The 15747-nt window shown below is 40.5% G+C and carries 16 protein-coding genes; 6 read left to right on the forward strand and 10 right to left on the reverse strand.

Translation table 11 applies throughout. From position 1 onward, the window contains the following. Nucleotides 1-110: 110 nt before the first annotated feature. On the reverse strand, nucleotides 111-539 hold the full coding sequence (locus AC04Q1_RS19800) for an SRPBCC family protein (RefSeq protein WP_478366294.1): 429 nt from the start codon (nucleotides 537-539) through the stop codon (nucleotides 111-113). A gap of 270 nt (nucleotides 540-809) precedes the next feature. Then, nucleotides 810-1664, reverse strand: coding sequence for a helix-turn-helix domain-containing protein (locus AC04Q1_RS19805; protein ID WP_478366295.1), 855 nt, complete (start codon nucleotides 1662-1664; stop codon nucleotides 810-812). A 214-nt stretch (nucleotides 1665-1878) separates the two neighbouring features. Here AC04Q1_RS19805 and AC04Q1_RS19810 point away from each other — a divergent pair, with 214 nt between their 5' ends. Together AC04Q1_RS19810 and AC04Q1_RS19815 are read left to right on the forward strand one after the other, a co-directional pair. Further along, complete coding sequence (locus AC04Q1_RS19810; protein ID WP_478366296.1) at nucleotides 1879-2373, forward strand: hypothetical protein; 495 nt, start codon at nucleotides 1879-1881, stop codon at nucleotides 2371-2373. Nucleotides 2374-2693: 320 nt separating this feature from the next. Continuing rightward, on the forward strand, nucleotides 2694-3728 hold the full coding sequence (locus AC04Q1_RS19815; RefSeq protein WP_478366297.1) for a S41 family peptidase: 1035 nt from the start codon (nucleotides 2694-2696) through the stop codon (nucleotides 3726-3728). A 194-nt stretch (nucleotides 3729-3922) separates the two neighbouring features. On the opposite strand, the gene AC04Q1_RS19820 is transcribed toward AC04Q1_RS19815, so the two are convergent. The 8 genes from AC04Q1_RS19820 to AC04Q1_RS19855 all read right to left on the reverse strand — a co-directional run bounded on the left by AC04Q1_RS19820 (nucleotide 3923) and on the right by AC04Q1_RS19855 (nucleotide 8750). Then, complete coding sequence (locus AC04Q1_RS19820; protein WP_478366298.1) at nucleotides 3923-4387, reverse strand: PIN domain-containing protein; 465 nt, start codon at nucleotides 4385-4387, stop codon at nucleotides 3923-3925. Further along, nucleotides 4371-4598, reverse strand: a complete 228-nt coding sequence (locus AC04Q1_RS19825) for a UPF0175 family protein (RefSeq protein WP_478366299.1) — start codon at nucleotides 4596-4598, stop codon at nucleotides 4371-4373. Before AC04Q1_RS19825 ends, AC04Q1_RS19820 begins: the two co-directional genes overlap by 17 nt. A gap of 165 nt (nucleotides 4599-4763) precedes the next feature. After that, a complete protein-coding gene (locus AC04Q1_RS19830; protein ID WP_478366300.1) occupies nucleotides 4764-5249 on the reverse strand; it encodes a GNAT family N-acetyltransferase in 486 nt (161 codons plus the stop codon). A 298-nt stretch (nucleotides 5250-5547) separates the two neighbouring features. Further along, nucleotides 5548-5853 (reverse strand): putative quinol monooxygenase, encoded by a 306-nt coding sequence (locus AC04Q1_RS19835; protein WP_478366301.1) that lies wholly within the window; start codon nucleotides 5851-5853, stop codon nucleotides 5548-5550. Nucleotides 5854-5856: 3 nt separating this feature from the next. Then, entirely contained in the window at nucleotides 5857-6537 is a 681-nt protein-coding gene (locus tag AC04Q1_RS19840) for a type 1 glutamine amidotransferase domain-containing protein (RefSeq protein ID WP_478366302.1), read from the reverse strand. 112 nt (nucleotides 6538-6649) lie between these two features. Next, a complete protein-coding gene (locus tag AC04Q1_RS19845; protein ID WP_478366303.1) occupies nucleotides 6650-7219 on the reverse strand; it encodes a Crp/Fnr family transcriptional regulator in 570 nt (189 codons plus the stop codon). A 105-nt stretch (nucleotides 7220-7324) separates the two neighbouring features. Continuing rightward, nucleotides 7325-7831, reverse strand: a complete 507-nt coding sequence (locus tag AC04Q1_RS19850) for a GNAT family N-acetyltransferase (protein ID WP_478366304.1) — start codon at nucleotides 7829-7831, stop codon at nucleotides 7325-7327. A gap of 25 nt (nucleotides 7832-7856) precedes the next feature. Continuing rightward, complete coding sequence (locus AC04Q1_RS19855; RefSeq protein WP_478366305.1) at nucleotides 7857-8750, reverse strand: DMT family transporter; 894 nt, start codon at nucleotides 8748-8750, stop codon at nucleotides 7857-7859. Nucleotides 8751-8837: 87 nt separating this feature from the next. On the opposite strand from AC04Q1_RS19855, the gene AC04Q1_RS19860 reads away from it, so the two are divergent. From AC04Q1_RS19860 to AC04Q1_RS19875, 4 genes are all read left to right on the forward strand, one after another. Then, nucleotides 8838-10247 carry an aminotransferase-like domain-containing protein gene (locus AC04Q1_RS19860; RefSeq protein ID WP_478366306.1) on the forward strand — a complete coding sequence of 470 codons (1410 nt, stop codon included), beginning with the start codon at nucleotides 8838-8840 and terminating at the stop codon, nucleotides 10245-10247. A gap of 169 nt (nucleotides 10248-10416) precedes the next feature. After that, nucleotides 10417-11007 (forward strand): RNA polymerase sigma-70 factor, encoded by a 591-nt coding sequence (locus AC04Q1_RS19865; RefSeq protein ID WP_478366307.1) that lies wholly within the window; start codon nucleotides 10417-10419, stop codon nucleotides 11005-11007. A gap of 143 nt (nucleotides 11008-11150) precedes the next feature. Further along, nucleotides 11151-12155 (forward strand): FecR family protein, encoded by a 1005-nt coding sequence (locus AC04Q1_RS19870; RefSeq protein WP_478366308.1) that lies wholly within the window; start codon nucleotides 11151-11153, stop codon nucleotides 12153-12155. 185 nt (nucleotides 12156-12340) lie between these two features. Beyond that, nucleotides 12341-15730, forward strand: coding sequence for a SusC/RagA family TonB-linked outer membrane protein (locus tag AC04Q1_RS19875; RefSeq protein ID WP_478366309.1), 3390 nt, complete (start codon nucleotides 12341-12343; stop codon nucleotides 15728-15730). Nucleotides 15731-15747 lie beyond the last annotated feature (17 nt).

Here is a 15747-nt window from a genome sequence, read left to right on the forward strand (position 1 = left end):
AAATCGGGAGGCTTTTACTGCTATTGACGTTGGATAGCATGATTCAAAAAAAATCACTTTCTATTAGTCTGTGTCTCACCGGCCGATAGAAAGTGATTAATCCGATTCCGCTAAAACTTTCGTTTTTGATACGGCGTTCCCTGACCATCTTCGCAGTAAGCTTTGAGGCTTAACAGGAACATTGCCCAGTTATAATTGCACCATTGATAAAACTCCGTTAGTTCACGCCAATCGAAATGTTTGAGGACAACTGACGTTATTCCATCTTTCTCAGAGAGGTCAAATGAAATACCCGTGCCGATCCACTCTGGATCTGAACCTACACATTCCCATAGTACCCTTTTGTTTGGAGACAATTCCAGCACCTTCATTTTTGTTCCATAATTATCCCCGAAGTCGAACACATTGATAAAACCCAGTTCAGGTTTAACAATCAATTCTTCTGTCCAAACAGCGCCAAGGCCTGCTTGTGTTGTTAATGCTGCATATACATCTGCAATAGGCGATTTAATGTAATTGATGTGTTCGATTTTTTCCATTTTCATGAGCTATTTATCTGCAGATGCAAAGTTAGCAAGTTTGTATTCGCGTCAGTTATGCATATAAGACAACATCTGGGGGGAAATCGGCCATTCTATGGCAAAGCTTTCAATTAAAATAAAGCGATTAATGTTTTATGTTTGTAGGGGGATACAAAATTGGATTTAGGAAAATATCAAGTCAATTTTTTTTAAATATTGGTTCCAGGAATGTATGTCTGTTTTATTTGTGTACAAAATTGAAGCAAACCGGAATATAATAACTCGTGGTTATTTGTTCTTAAACTGCAAACGATAATTTGTAGGGGTAGTATGGTATTTTTCGCTAAAGCTTTTCGTGAAATTTGCCAGATCGTTAAAGCCACAATCAAAGGCAATGTCGCTAATGCGTTCGTTGGAAACCAAAAGGAGTTCGGCTGCTTTTTCGAGCTTTTTGGCTTTAATATAATTGGCAGGTGTATCGTTGTATAATCTTGCAAATTCCCGTTTAAATGACGAGACGCTTAAATTATTTTGCTGCGCCAGCGCTTCGATGCTCAACTGTGAAAACAGATGCGCTTCAATAACTTGCTTGAAAGTGTAGGTATTTGGCGAAAAAAGCTGTGATAAAATTACTTGTATAGCTTCGGCATTCTGTGTTTGAGAAAGTAAAAGTATAATTTCTTTAAATTTTAAAATCAAAACATCTTCACTAACCAATGATGGATTTTCAAAATAAAACAATAATCCTTCGATATACTTGAGGATTAAAAAATCGTTGCTGATTTTTTCGCTCGACTTATTTGATTCTAAATGCTGAGGGCTTTGAAGCAATACAGGCAGTTCCCTTTCATAAATTTTCTTTAATATATCCGGGTAGAAAGTAACGATTACAATTTCACAATTGCTTTTCGAATCCGATTGATGTATCTGGTTTCCCGAGTTGATGCAATTTAGCAGTAATGAATAGTTGGCTGGGATGTTTATTTGTTCATGATCCGTTTGATATTCAATCTCACCTTTCAATAAATATAAAAAACAAGCCTGGTCAGCAACAGGAAAATCAAATTTGAAAGGTGGTTTTAACACAATTTTCTGTATCAATGATTTTCCAAATAAATCGAATTTTTTATAGTCGTTTACCATATATTGTAAAGATGCCTTTTTATGAACCAAATTGCCAAAAAATTGAACTAATCTACAAAGTTTAACCTTGTTTTCTTTAAGAGATTTGTGATATGAAAAGGAAAGAGCTGAGCATATTAATTAAAAAAACAAATTACCGCTTTTTTATACTATTGGCCTTCATTTCTTTAACAGTACTATCACTTACAATTAAAAAATCAAAACTCTTAAAATCATGGGATTATCAAATTTAGGCATTTTTCACACCGTTGTTGGCGTTATTGCCATCGTAGCTGCCATTGTATCTTATATCAGATATGGTAAAATCAATTTGGCTGAATCATCAGGGAAAATATACTTTTATGGTACTGTAATTACATGCTTAACGGCATTAGGCATATCTAAACATGGAGGATTTAACCCCGGGCATGTATTCTCATTATTGATTTTAATATTAGCATTGGTGGCTTATTTTCTTTATTCCAGGAAAAAAGGAAATATCCGAAGCCGGTATTTCGAAAACTTTCTCCTGTCATTCAGCTTTTTTCTATCGTGGATTCCTACGGTTAACGAAACATTAACCCGTGTTCCAATCGGACATCCTTTGGCGAAAGCCCCAACTGATCCAATTATAGGTAAAACACTGCTTGTTTTGTTGATATTGTTTATCGTAGGTTCTATTTATCAGTTTAGAAAGCAACGGAAAATAAATGCTGCTGAAAAAATATAATTTAAACGATGCGGATTAACGAAATCTTTTTATGCTATAAATATGCCGGGTGTTTTGCCCGGCTATTCTAAAATCTTCCACCTTCATACCTGCGGGAATTACCTTCTAATCATGTTATTCATTTATTTTGTTTCTTGTGTCTGATAAAGAGTGTTTTATGAATAAATTATTGAAATGGCACAGCAGGATGCAACTATAGTTTGTCGAAATTCGTCTATGGTATAATCAGATTTTCGTTTCTTCCATTTTTTTTGCCCATTAACGCAAATGAAATCGGCAGTTGATCATGCCTAAATCGGAAACATCATTAAACAGCATAAATGAAAAGGATATTGGTGATATTTTTTATTTTGGGTTTGTCTCTTAACGGATATGCTCAAAAAGAAACAACAGCCCGGGATAGCATTAAAATATTTTATGATGGACTTTTTTCTGCCTTGAAAAATGGATACTTACATAGGAAAGCTGTTGATTGGCGGCTTGTAGAATCAGAAACTAGACAGAATTTAACGACATACAATAGTTTTAAAACATCGCTAAGTGAGATAAAAATTCTTTTCGATAAAATAGGCGCAACACATTGCATCGTTTATGATCAGGGGATTAAATATTCCGCTACGGGAAAATCCATTTCAAAGGAGGATTATTCGGAGCAGTGGAGAAAGAAATATGCTGCCAAACCAGGTTTTGAAGCCAAGGTACTTGATGGGAAATACGGCTATATTTTAATGCCAGGCATGGTGTTTTTTGATACCAGCTCAGATAATGTACATCAAATCGCCCAGGTGATGTATGATCAGATCGCTGATATCAAGACCAAAAATAAATTGGAAGGATGGATTTTGGATTTGCGCTTTAATACAGGTGGCAATTCCTGGCCTATGTTGCTCGCATTGTACGATTTATTGGGTGATCATGATATAGGAGGTTCACTTAATGTAAATAAAAAGCGGATGAATACCATAAAATTGACAAACGGGAATTATTTGGATAACGGTAAAAAAGTATCCTGGGTTAATCCTGCAGGTGAATTACTGGATAAGACAAAACTAGCAGTTATTACGGGTATCTTTACAGGAAGTTCGGGAGAAGTAACTGCAATGGCCTTTAAAGGAAGGCCAAATACCATTTTTATTGGAGAAAGCACATTGGGGTATACTACAGGAAATGTTTTTTGGCCGCTACCTTTTGGTATTACGATGGCTTTGACCACTTCGTATGATAGCGATAGGAATGGTAACGATTACGAACGCATAATCCCTGATATTGCTGTGTCTAAGCAGGATAATTTTGATGATTTACTTTTGGATCAGAATATTCAGGAGTCCCTTAGGTTTTTAAAGCAGAAGGAGTAAAACTCATTAAGTCCTTAATTTAGTGAATCCTTTTGAAATTTAAATAATCGGGTAGATTTTAATCAACTTGGCGTTTATAGCGAAGATTTCGTGAATAGGTCGTTTTTTAATTTGCTTTCTCCATCGCTAGATTCGAATTATGTAAGATTACTGTCTCCTAACCATCTATTGGATTAATTGTGAATGACCAGAGATTATTCTCCTGCATCTTTAATAATCTGTATAGTTAACCATTCCGAAATCCTGAAATTGGTTTGTTGTATTTTAATCATATATGGCTTAACAGAAGGAATGATACCACTAAGCTTTGCACCAAGTATTACTCCAATCGTACCTATAATTTTAAGTTCAAGCTTTTTAGCGAATCTTCTGCCAGCTGCATCGTCTATAATAAGTAAATCTGCATGAATTTCTGAAGCAAGAGCCATCGCACTGGCCTCGCCTATATCTACAGTTTCAGCATAGTCATATAACAGGTTGCGATTCTGAACCGCTTTTACATCCACCCAATTAGGGAGCCTTTTACCAAATTCAGCTGCTATTTCAGGAGTTGTTATTATTTGCTTGTACAGTGAGTGAAGCAAATGCATACCATCTATTTTGTCCAGTATAATAAAACAACTGGCATCGGTAATGACAATTTTATCCTTTAGAGGCATGCCTGAATGTTTCAAGATCTTCAGTGGCACTTTCATCTAGATAGTGTACATTGTACTTGATCAGGATTTCCGCAAAATCCCATTTTTTCATCTGGCACATATCTGCGGCTTGTTTTAAGGTAAGCTTACCCGCTTCATATAGTTTGGCTGCAATGAGACGCGTGATTTCATCATGCTCTCGCTCAAGGGCATCAGGAACTTGTATGGTCATTGTCGTCATGATATAAAGATACACATTAATAATTTTTTTTAAAAAAAAATGTATAGGTGGGATTTCGATCAATTCATCATAAAGCCATTGATTTTAAATCGTAACTAAGCAAATCCAAAATAAACGTTTACAGATTCAGGTTAATCTTGATAAACGAAATCATTTTCAAACATTGAGTTTGTAAATAAATTCTTCAATTTCAGCTTGCCGTGCATTTGCGAAACCGCTATCCGTTCCGATCTTTACGAATCCACATTTTTCTAAAACCCTTTGCGAGCCAAAATTATCGAATGCCACCCGCCCAAAAATTGGTCTGCTGGATTCGGTTAACAGAAATTCCTGAAGCGCCTTTGTGGCAATTCCCCGGCTCCAGAATTTTTTATCTATCCAATAGGTAATTTCCGTATCGCCATGCATGATAAACTTTGCCACATGGCCAACAATGATGTTGTTTGCCAAAATGGTCTGGTTATTAACCGTTGGATCGCTCAATAACTTGGTATACTTGCTCAGGTATGCCGCTTTGTCTGTAGGGTCTTTTGGCATAAAAGCAGCAAGATATCCTGCTTCCTTATCGGTTTGAAATTCGAATAGGATTTCGAGATCTGCAACTGTTGTCGGTCTTAGTTCTAAATCGATTGTTTTCTCCACTATGATTGATCTTAAGAAATTTCAGGAATGTTTAGCCCTAAATGAAAAGGTATTTTGAAATTAGCAATAAATAAGGATTCAAATAACTTTTTTTCTTTAACACACCATTTTTAAAGGCCCTTAGGTAAGCTATCAAAAACATACCTCCTGTAGAAAAGTCGTCATTGCTTCTTCGACTGAAAAAGCCTTCTCGCAATGACGACTCCTTACACCTGCAGTTCACTAAATGCCCTCATATCATTTATATTGATTTTAATAGAATAACTTAATCTGTAGATGACAATTTATTATAAACTGTTTAATCCAAATTAAGTGGGGAAGTCAACACAACCTCGCGAGTTTGCAGCAAGGGAACAATCTTTCCAACTACGAGGGTTTGAAAATGATGCGAGCTCCGGTGTGCATCCAGCGCGGTTTCATTTTTATATCCTTCAAAAAGGATTAAGGTATTTACATCCGTTTGGCTTTGGTGTACCTCGTAAAAAAGATTGCCTTCTTCTGCAAGGCTCTGTTTCCTGACCTCAGTGAGTAAGTTTAGTACAGTTTCCAACTGCCCGTCTTTGATCTGCCAGGTGGCAAATGCGTGAATAGCTTCGTTTTTCATCTGCTAAGCGTTAATGGTGTTTAAAATAGCAACGATTTTTTCTCCTACACCCTTTGCTGAAGCTGGATTCTGACCAGTTACCAGATTGCCGTCGGCGATGCTGTTGGCCGACCATGGTGCTGCGGTATGAAAGATTGCCCCCTGAGCAGTAAGTGCGGTCTGCAGATCAAAAGGTACATCTGGTCTTGCATAATGATCCTCTTCTTCAGTGGTAAAAGCGGTAATGTTTTTACCGTTTACCAAAAACGAGCCATCACTCAGTTTTACATTGAGCAGCGATACCGGGCCATGGCAAACGGCGCCTACAACGGCATTTCGCTCATAGGTTTCGGCAATTACCTTTTTAAGTAGAGGTGCCTCAGGCATATCAACCATTGGGGCAAGGCCTCCCGGAACAAAAATGGCATCATAATTACTGACATCTACAGCTGAAAGTTTTACTGCCTGCTGCATATCTTCCCAACCTTTTCCCGTTAAAAATTGAAGGTTATCAGGGTCTGAAGCCAGGTTGAGCGCATCAAGATACGGGGTGGCGCCTGATAAACTGGCAAAGTCGATCTGGTAACCTGCCCGGGCAAATTCGGCATAAGGATGGGCAACTTCCGGAAGAAAGGTCCCTGTTCTTCTATTTTTCGGACCGATGGCATTGGCATTGGAAACAATGATTAAAATTTTCTTTTTCATGACTTTTTAATTTAAAATGTTTGTTGTTTTGACATTTCAAATCTCCTCAATTGCACAGTGCTGTACGAGGAGGCAAGTCACAAAAAAAGTGTGATTGCGATCACACTTTTACCTATTTATTTGCCGAATAAAGCCTGCTTAACGTTTCGCGGCTTACGCCAAGATATTCGGCAATGTATTTTTTGGGTATCTGTTGGATCAAATGGGGATAAAGCTGTGCAAACTCTTCATAACGTTGTTGCGGCTTGCCTGAGAGCAGGGAAATGATACGCCGCTGTTGGGCAATGTAACCATTGGTGAGTTTTACCCTGAAAAAATGTTCCATTTTATGCATTTCAGCTGCCAGGGTTTCCCTGCCCTGTAGGGTGAGGCACAGTATTTCGGCATCTGTCATACAAGTGATGTGGAGCGTGGCTTTTCTCTCCTTAAAATAGGCTTGATAATCGGCCATCCACCAGTTCTCACCTGCAAACTGAACAATATGTTCCTTTCCATCGCTGTCTAAATAGAACATCCTGAAAATGCCGGATAAGATTAAGTACTCAAAATTTACCTGATCACCATCCTGTATCAGGTATTGGTGTTTTTTTACCCTTTTGGTGGTGAAAAAAGTTTGTATGTAGGCGAATTCTTCATCACTTACTTCGATGATTTCATCAAGATGTTTCCTTAGTTTTTCCATTTGCGCTTTCAAAAGATGAAAGTAGAAAAAATAAAGACCTCTTCAAAACTGACCTGATGTATTAGGCCGGGTTTAAATTTACATTATTAAATACTGGTAGCATGATCAAACCGATAGCCCGAACAGACTAACCGGATTTCCATGGTAATGAGCAGGTAATTGATCGGTATTTTTTAAATCATATAAACCCAGAAAGGTAAACCCCATTTTGGTATAATGATTAATCAGTCTTTCGTTTTTGCCGACGGTATCTAAACGTACGTATTTTTTACCATTTTCTTTCGCATATTCCCTGGCCCAGGCCACGATGGTGGCTACCATATTTTGTCCTTTAAATTCAGGATTGGTGGCAATGCGGTGGATATAAACAGCAGGATCGGCATTGCGCTCTTCCCATATTTGTGGATCGTCGAACGTTGTTGCCCATACACAGGCGGTTTTTCCATCAATGGTGATTTTCCACTGTCTGTGCTCTTCTATTTCATTTTCAATTAATGATGTTTCAAATTTTGGCCAATGAAGGATGTACTTCGTTTTCTGGAAATTTGTTGCGCTTTCGTAAAGGCGGAAAATTTCTGTGATATCTGCTGGAGTGCTGTTGCTAATCTGCATATTTTTAATTTTTATGTTGATTTATTTATTTGGCAAACTTTTTTGAGCCGGCGACGCAAAGAATAATCCCAATAGTTACGGCGATCATGTTTAAACTAACTTCCTCACGCAGCAGCGTAGCGGCAAGTGCCAGTCCGAAAAAAGGCTGAAGCAATTGCAATTGCCCCACGGTAGCGATGCCGCCCTGAGCCAATCCTTTATACCAGAAGATAAAGCCGATAAACATACTGAACAGGGAGATATACGCAAGGCCGAGCCATGCACCCGTACCTATTGTGGAAAGCGAAACAGGTTTAAAAACAAACACAAGCGGAAACATGAGTGGAAGCGAAATCACCAACGCCCAGGAGATGACCTGCCAGCCGCCCATTGTTTTTGATAACCTGGCACCCTCTGCATAAGCCAGTCCGCAGAGTACAATGGCTGCCAGCATCAGCAAATCGCCGATAGGTGAGGCATTTATACCCTGATAAACGGCATAACCGATTACCAATACACTGCCCAATATGGAGAAAAACCAGAATATGGGTTTTGGCCTTTCGCCTCCGCGTAAAACCGCAAATACAGCAGTTACCAAGGGCAGTAAGCCTAAAAATACCAGCGAATGAGCAGAACTGATGTGTGCCAGCGCTAAAGAGCTTAACAAAGGAAAGCCGATTACCGCACCAAAGGCAACAATAATGAGCGACCATAAACTGTTCTTGGCTGGGCCCCTCTCTTTAAGCACCAACAATACGATAAGCGCGAGTAAACCCGCAATTGTTGCCCGTGCAACGGTTACAAACACCGGACTCATATCCATCACGGCTATTTTAGTGGCTGGCATGGAGCCGCTGAAAATCAAGACACCTGTAAAACCATTCAGCCATCCGCTCGAAATTTTCCTGGTAGCAGGGCTACCCGTTATTGTAGTCATCATATCTAAAATTTGCTAAATCAAAAGTGCTGAAGAGAAATAAGTAAATACAGTATCAGTTTTGTATATTTGGATGGATACAGTTCGTTTATGGAAAAAGTTTACAGGTACAATGAAATTGCAGATGGCATAGCTGCTCAGATCCGAAATGGCATTTTGAAGGCTGGTGATAAACTCCCATCGGTGAGGATGCTCTGTAAAGAACATGCCATTGGGATGAATACTGCGAAAAGAGTTTTTTTAGAACTCGAAGCGCAGTCGTTGATTGATCCGAAACCGCAATCTGGTTTTTTTGTAAGTAACCGATCGCTACAGCGCCTTCCGCTTCCCGGGTCGAGCAAACCCACATTGATGCCTGGTAGTAAGGAACCTGAAGAACTGATTACCAGGGTATATTCAAGTCTTGGAAATAATAATATCACCAATTTTTCGATTGGCATTCCTTCTGGCAACCTCTTGCCATTGGCTAAACTCCAAAAAGAAATTCTTCAGGCGAGCAGATTACTACAGGGGGGCACAGCTTACGAACCACTTCAGGGCAATGTGCAACTGCGTAGGATGGTTGCGGTACGCTCGCTGGGCTGGGGCGGGAATTTGAGTGAAGATGATTTGATTACTACTAGTGGTGGCATGGGCGCACTTTCTTATTGTATAATGGCTTTGGCCAAACCAGGCGATACTGTTGCCATCGAAAGTCCCTGTTACCCTGGAATTTTTCAATTGGCCCTTAGTCTGGGACTCAAAGTACTCGAACTGCCTACCCATCCGGTTACCGGTATTGAAATTGATGCGCTGAAGAAACTGGTTTCCAAAATCGATATCTGTGTGCTTATTCCAAATTTTAATACACCTTTGGGCAGCTGCATGCCTGATGAACACAAAAAGGAAGTGGTAAAACTATTGGCCAAACATGATATTCCGTTAATTGAAGATGATGTGTATGGGGATCTGTACTTTGGTCAGCAAAGGCCAAAATGCTGTAAAGCTTTCGATACCGAAGGAAACGTATTGTGGTGCAGTGCCATTTCGAAAACGCTGGCGCCAGGCTATAGGGTAGGTTGGGTGGCCCCTGGGAAGTACAAGGATAAAATATTGAAATTAAAACTGGTACACGCCATTGCCACGCCTTCGCTCGTTCATGAGGTGGTGGGCAACTTTTTTAAAAGCGGGCGATACGATGTTCATATTCACCAAATGCGGCGTACTTTGATGGGCAATTACCAGCGTTTTAGCCATGCCATTGCCACTTATTTTCCGGAGGGGACCAAGATCAGCAGGCCACAGGGAGGGCTTGCCATTTGGGTAGAGTTGCAGAAGGGAGTCGATACCGTAAAACTCTATGATCTGGCGATGAAACAAAACATCAGCATTTCGCCAGGACGTATGTTTACCCTGCAGGATCAGTTCGAAAACTGCCTGCGGATATGTATGGGCATGCCCTGGACGGATGAAATCGATTTTAAATTGAAACAGCTGGGAAATCTGGCGAAAATACTTTGATAATGTCTTAAAAGATCAGCCTTTGGCAAAAAACAAGGTCTTAGCAATACTTAAGACCCATAGGGATGACGAAAGTAATACCTGTTTTATTAACGAATCCTTAACATGTAATTAATCAAAGCATAAAGTGGAGGCTCTAGTTTTGCTGCAAACAAAAGCATCCATTTTTATGGAATATCCCTTACTTTCAGATCAACAGTTATTAGTGGAATGTTCCCGCGACAATCTGAAAGCTTTTAATGTTTTATTCGATCGTTATTTTACCAGGCTGTTCAGATATGCGCTTGGTTATATCAATGATGAATGTTTCGCAGAAGAAGCCATGATGGACCTGATGATGTGGGTTTGGGAGAAAAGGCACACACTTGAAATTGAGGGAGAATTTAAACATTACATTTTTAGGGCTGCGAAAAACGCCACTATTAAAGCCATCAGGAAAAAGGCAGTCCAAACCGATCCGATTGAAAACATTGAAAACCATATTTCCTTTACCAGTCATACTGCCGATCATGGCATTCTGACCAGCGAGCTGGAACAAAGTTATCGGGAAGAACTCGATCTTTTGAGCCCTCAGCGTAAAATTGTTTTTCAACTGAGCCGGGAAGAAGAACTCAGCCATGCTGAAATTGCCGATAGCCTCGATATCTCCATCAACACGGTAAAAAATCACATTAAATTTTCGTTGAACCATTTTCGTAAAGGTTTTTTAAGGTATAAGGATGCGGCCTTAATGATCGCCTTTTTACTGTTTACGCGTTAATCAACCTATCTTTTATAAAAGATTTTAAAATTATTTGGCTGTAAATCAGTGTGATGTGTTTTTATTAAAAAATTCGTTAGCCCCTCAATAGCTTTTTTGTCCCTTGTTAGATAGGCGCTCCATTTGTGCCGTACCAAACAAACATGCCGAAACCGGTTGATCAAGCATTGATAGAAAAATTTCTCCGTGGTGGGTGTTCCCCAAAGGAAGAAGAAGTGGTTCGTTTATTCCTGAAAAATCCGGGATCTGAAGCGGTATTAAACGAAATCCTGTCGGCTAACCAAACTAAAGACTGGGCTATATTCGAAGAAAATGATAGGCCACATATCAAACAGGCAGAATGGCGGAATGCAATCAACCAGCGGATTGCGGCTGAAAATGAAGAAACACAGTCAGTTAAAAAAGGATTTAGTTTTAAATATGCAGCCATTTGGACGGCTTTAGTTATTGCTACACTGAGTGTTTATCTGATCTTGCATTTCAGTAAACCACAACAACAGGTTTTGGCCTATATCGAGCGCAGTAATCCCAACGGCCAGCGCTCTAAAATTATGTTATCCGATAGTAGTGTGGTATACCTTGCCGCGGGCAGCAGGTTACGGTATCCTGAACGCTTTTTGGGGGATAAGAGAGAAATTTCCCTGTACGGAGAAGCTTTTTTCGAAGTGACCAAAAATCCCAAAAAACCATTTATCATCCATACCGGAACGGTAAGGACTCAGGTGCTGGGTACTTCCTTTAAAATTAAAGCTTTTAAAAATAAGCCGCTTAGTGTAGAGGTCGCCACCGGAAAGGTTCGTGTAGATGAGGTAAAAGCAAATATGATACAATCGCTGGCCATCCTCATCCCCGGACAAAAGGTGGTTTATTTCGAGGGGAAAGCCAGTACCCAAGATGTAGCCATAGCCGATGTTACGGGTTTTAAAACTTCACAGCTGGCCTTCCACAATTCATCACTGCTCGAAATCTGCGAAACGCTGGAGCGTTGGTATAATGTTAAAATCAGTTTCAAAAGCCAAAGCAAATCGTATGACCGTATGACATTGACTATCGATGCGACAGTATCGGTAAACAAACTATTGAATGTACTCGCTGCTGCGGGGAAATTCCATTACCAAATTAAAAATAACGAAATCATTATCCGTTAACATTCAAAAAATAAGAAAGGAAAACAATGGACTGACATTAACAAACTTCCCCAACCCTAAGGAGGGGAAGTAGTCTTTTTATCACATTATAACCGCTTGCTTTTCGACGACAGAGCGGTTTAAATGAAGAAAAAATCAATAATTATTCCGGCTTATCGCCGGGCAAACCATTAATATACAAATTTATGCAAAAAGGATTACATCCTACAATTAAGTTTATGATGAGGTGTTCATTTATGCTTTTAATCACACAGCTTACCTTTATCGGCGTGCTTTTGGCCGGGAGTGTTCATAGTCAGAACCTCGATCAGGTAATTCATATTAATTTAGACCATTCGAGTGTGAAAACGAGTCTGCTGGGTATTCAGGAGAAAAGTGGTATTAAATTCGTACTTCCAGAAAAACTACTCAGCGGCCTTAAAACGGAAATTACGCTGGGTGAACAGACCAAAACCGTAAAATACCTGATTGAAAAGGTACTTGGCGGCACTAATCTCGAATATAAAATAGTAGAAGGATATGTGGTAATCGCCCAAAAGCCTGTTCCACAACAGCCGGGCAATATAGCAGGTCGAATTACCGACGAAAAAGGAGGTCCGCTACCCGGTGCTACAGTTAAAGTAATGGAAACTGGGCAGACCGTTCAAAGTGATCCTGATGGAAACTACAGCATTTCGCTAAAGCCAGGAAACTATAGCATTGAAGTTTCTTATATCTCCTTTCTTGCTCAAAAAATGAATAACGTTAGTGTTAGGGAAGGAAAGACAACTACTTTAAGCTTTTCGATGAAACCTAGCGATAACCAGCTTTCGGAAGTCGTGGTAAGTTATGGAAAACAACGGATGAAAGATGTTACAGGATCTATTGCCACCATCGATGCAAGTCAGCTTCAGGATATGCCGGTTGGGCAATTTGCCCAGCAGCTGCAGGGAAAAGTGGCCGGGGTACAGATTGCGCAAACCAGCGGACAACCAGGTAGGGGTATGGGTTTTATTATCCGTGGTGCAGCTTCTTTTTACTCGAGCAACCAGCCCTTGTTTGTAATTGATGGTACACCGATAACCGGAAGTATCAACAATATCAATCCTGCGGAGATAGAAAGCTTTAGCTTTTTAAAGGATGCTTCGGCAACGGCACTTTATGGATCAAGGGCAGCCAATGGTGTGGTATTAATCACCACCAAACATGCAAAACCTGGCGATTCGAAAATAGATTTCTCTACGTATTACGGTATCCAGAAAATACCGACTGGAAAACTGCCTAAAATGATGACGGCAAGAGAATTTGCCACATTTATGAAAGAGCGTGGAGAAGACGGCTTGAAGTATGAGCCAGGTTACACCATCGCGGCCGATTACCATGCCGCTTATGATCATCCCGAACAATATGGCGATGGCACCAACTGGTTCGATCTGCTTACCCGCTCAGCACCCATTCAAAGTTACGATTTAACCATTCAATCGGCACGCGGGCATTCCTCGTCTACTGTTATTGCGGGTTATCAGGAACAGCAAGGCGTTGTGATCAATAACGGAACCAAGTTGTTTTCGGTCAGGTTTAACCAGGATTTTACCTCTGCTAACAACAAGCTAAAAGTAGGCTTTAACCTGGCGCCAAGTTATAGAATGGACCATAACAACAGGCTAACCAGTGATGGGGTAGGTGGCTATTTCGAAAGGTTTTTTGAGGCCAGTCCATTGGCATCACCTTATAATCCCGACGGGACTTACGCCAGAAGCGTGGCCTCTCCGGGCATGGTGGCCTACATTAATCCGCTGGCCACTTATATGCTCACCAATGATGATTACAGTACCACGCGTATTCTGGGTAACGCCTACCTGAACTACGAATTTTTACCTGGATTAAGCGTGAAAACCAATCTAGGGGTAGATAAAGGTGCCGAAATGCGCAAATATTTTCAGGGCGGATTGGTAACGGGTACGCAGGGACAAACTACCGGAACCAGCTCATCAGTTGATAACGGTTCGTGGACAGCCGAAGGAAACCTGGCCTATACGAAAACCTTTGGAAAAGACCATAGCATTGATGCCTTGATTGGTTATTCGGCACAGGAGTTTAATACCTATAGCAATAACTTAACCGGATTGGGCTTTGCGAGCGATGATATCGAATATTTAAATGCGGCTACCAGCATAACCGGTGGCAGTGGCGCGGGTTCTTATTCCTTGTTATCGGCAATTGCCCGCATTAACTATGCCTACAAAGGCAGATATCTTTTATCCGCTGCAGTGAGGAGAGATGGATCTTCGAAGTTTGGTATTAATAAACAATGGGGCAGTTTCCCTTCGTTGTCTGCCGGATGGGTTGTGAGTGATGAAGCCTTTATGAAAAATCTAAAAGACATCAGTTTCTTAAAGCTACGTGCAAGTTATGGCATCACCGGAAATAACTTTTTCGCAGGCAATTACGATTCGCAGGCCACTATTGGTACCTACTATTACAATTTTAACAACACCATTACCCAGGGGCAGACCATTAACCGTTTGCCTAACCAGGAGCTGAGATGGGAGCGTAATAAACAGTTGGATCTGGGCTTCGAAATAGGGCTGTTGAATAACAGGATTACCTTTACTTACGATTATTACAGAAAGCTTACCGACGGATTGATCCAGCAGCGTGCCATACCAACATCATCTGGTTTTTCGCAGATCATATTCAATGTGGGCGAACTAAAAATGTGGGGGCATGAGTTTTCAGTTAGTTCGAAAAACTTAACAGGTAGCTTTAAATGGAATACCAACCTAAGTCTTTCTTTCGATCGCAATTTGATCACCAATCTGGTTGATCCGGGTTATATCCGAAGAAACATTACAGTAAGTTCTGATTATTTCCGCCAGCAGGTGGGCCACCATTTGGGTGAGTTTTATGGTTTTGTTTTCGATGGTTTATACAAAGATGCAGCTGATTTGGCCAATTCTGCCAAATACTTAAGTACACCTGCAAAACCTAACGGAAGTTCTGATATTGGTACCATCAAGGTGAAGGATATTAATGGCGATGGTGTAATTGATGATGTGAACGACCGTACTTTTATCGGTGACCCGACACCAACATTTACAGGTGGGATGGTAAACAATTTTAAATACAAAAACTTCGATCTTACCATCGATATGACTTTTTCTGTTGGGGGTAAAATTTTAAACGCAGCCAAATGGGCTTATCAAACCAACATGGATGGTTCGAGGGTATTATTGGCAGCAGCGGCAGACAGATGGCGCTCGCCTGAAAACCCGGGATCGGGGATTTATCCAAGAACCAAATCGGGTACTACCGGTATTGGCCGTTCGGTAAACTCACAGTGGATAGAAAACGGGTCTTATCTGGCGGCTAAAAATATCTCGCTGGGTTATACCGTTCCGGTAAAAAACCTGATGCTTAAAAACCTCCGGGTATTTGCTTCGGTTCAGCAGGCCTTTGTAATTACCGGTTATTCGGGCATGAACCCTGAAATCAATGTAGGCGGATCAGACCCAACGTTAGGCGTTGGTATTGACGAAAATGCCTATCCAATTCCGAGAACATTTTCACTAGGCATCTCTACTACATTCAGATAACCATTAAAGCGTAACAA

Source organism: Pedobacter humicola, from assembly GCF_056490705.1.

Bases quoted from the DNA above. Each gene is read 5' to 3' on its own strand.
- AC04Q1_RS19805 (WP_478366295.1), bottom strand. From the start codon at position 1,664: ATGGTAAACGACTATAAAAAATTCGATTTATTTGGAAAATCATTGATA.
- AC04Q1_RS19865 (WP_478366307.1), top strand. From the start codon at position 10,417: ATGGAATATCCCTTACTTTCAGATCAACAGTTATTAGTGGAATGTTCC.
- AC04Q1_RS19815 (WP_478366297.1), top strand. From the start codon at position 2,694: ATGAAAAGGATATTGGTGATATTTTTTATTTTGGGTTTGTCTCTTAAC.
- AC04Q1_RS19810 (WP_478366296.1), top strand. From the start codon at position 1,879: ATGGGATTATCAAATTTAGGCATTTTTCACACCGTTGTTGGCGTTATT.
- AC04Q1_RS19800 (WP_478366294.1), bottom strand. From the start codon at position 539: ATGGAAAAAATCGAACACATCAATTACATTAAATCGCCTATTGCAGAT.
- AC04Q1_RS19840 (WP_478366302.1), bottom strand. From the start codon at position 6,537: ATGAAAAAGAAAATTTTAATCATTGTTTCCAATGCCAATGCCATCGGT.
- AC04Q1_RS19835 (WP_478366301.1), bottom strand. From the start codon at position 5,853: ATGAAAAACGAAGCTATTCACGCATTTGCCACCTGGCAGATCAAAGAC.
- AC04Q1_RS19860 (WP_478366306.1), top strand. From the start codon at position 8,838: ATGGAAAAAGTTTACAGGTACAATGAAATTGCAGATGGCATAGCTGCT.
- AC04Q1_RS19825 (WP_478366299.1), bottom strand. From the start codon at position 4,598: ATGACCATACAAGTTCCTGATGCCCTTGAGCGAGAGCATGATGAAATC.
- AC04Q1_RS19875 (WP_478366309.1), top strand. From the start codon at position 12,341: ATGCAAAAAGGATTACATCCTACAATTAAGTTTATGATGAGGTGTTCA.
- AC04Q1_RS19850 (WP_478366304.1), bottom strand. From the start codon at position 7,831: ATGCAGATTAGCAACAGCACTCCAGCAGATATCACAGAAATTTTCCGC.
- AC04Q1_RS19870 (WP_478366308.1), top strand. From the start codon at position 11,151: ATGCCGAAACCGGTTGATCAAGCATTGATAGAAAAATTTCTCCGTGGT.
- AC04Q1_RS19845 (WP_478366303.1), bottom strand. From the start codon at position 7,219: ATGGAAAAACTAAGGAAACATCTTGATGAAATCATCGAAGTAAGTGAT.
- AC04Q1_RS19855 (WP_478366305.1), bottom strand. From the start codon at position 8,750: ATGATGACTACAATAACGGGTAGCCCTGCTACCAGGAAAATTTCGAGC.
- AC04Q1_RS19820 (WP_478366298.1), bottom strand. From the start codon at position 4,387: ATGCCTCTAAAGGATAAAATTGTCATTACCGATGCCAGTTGTTTTATT.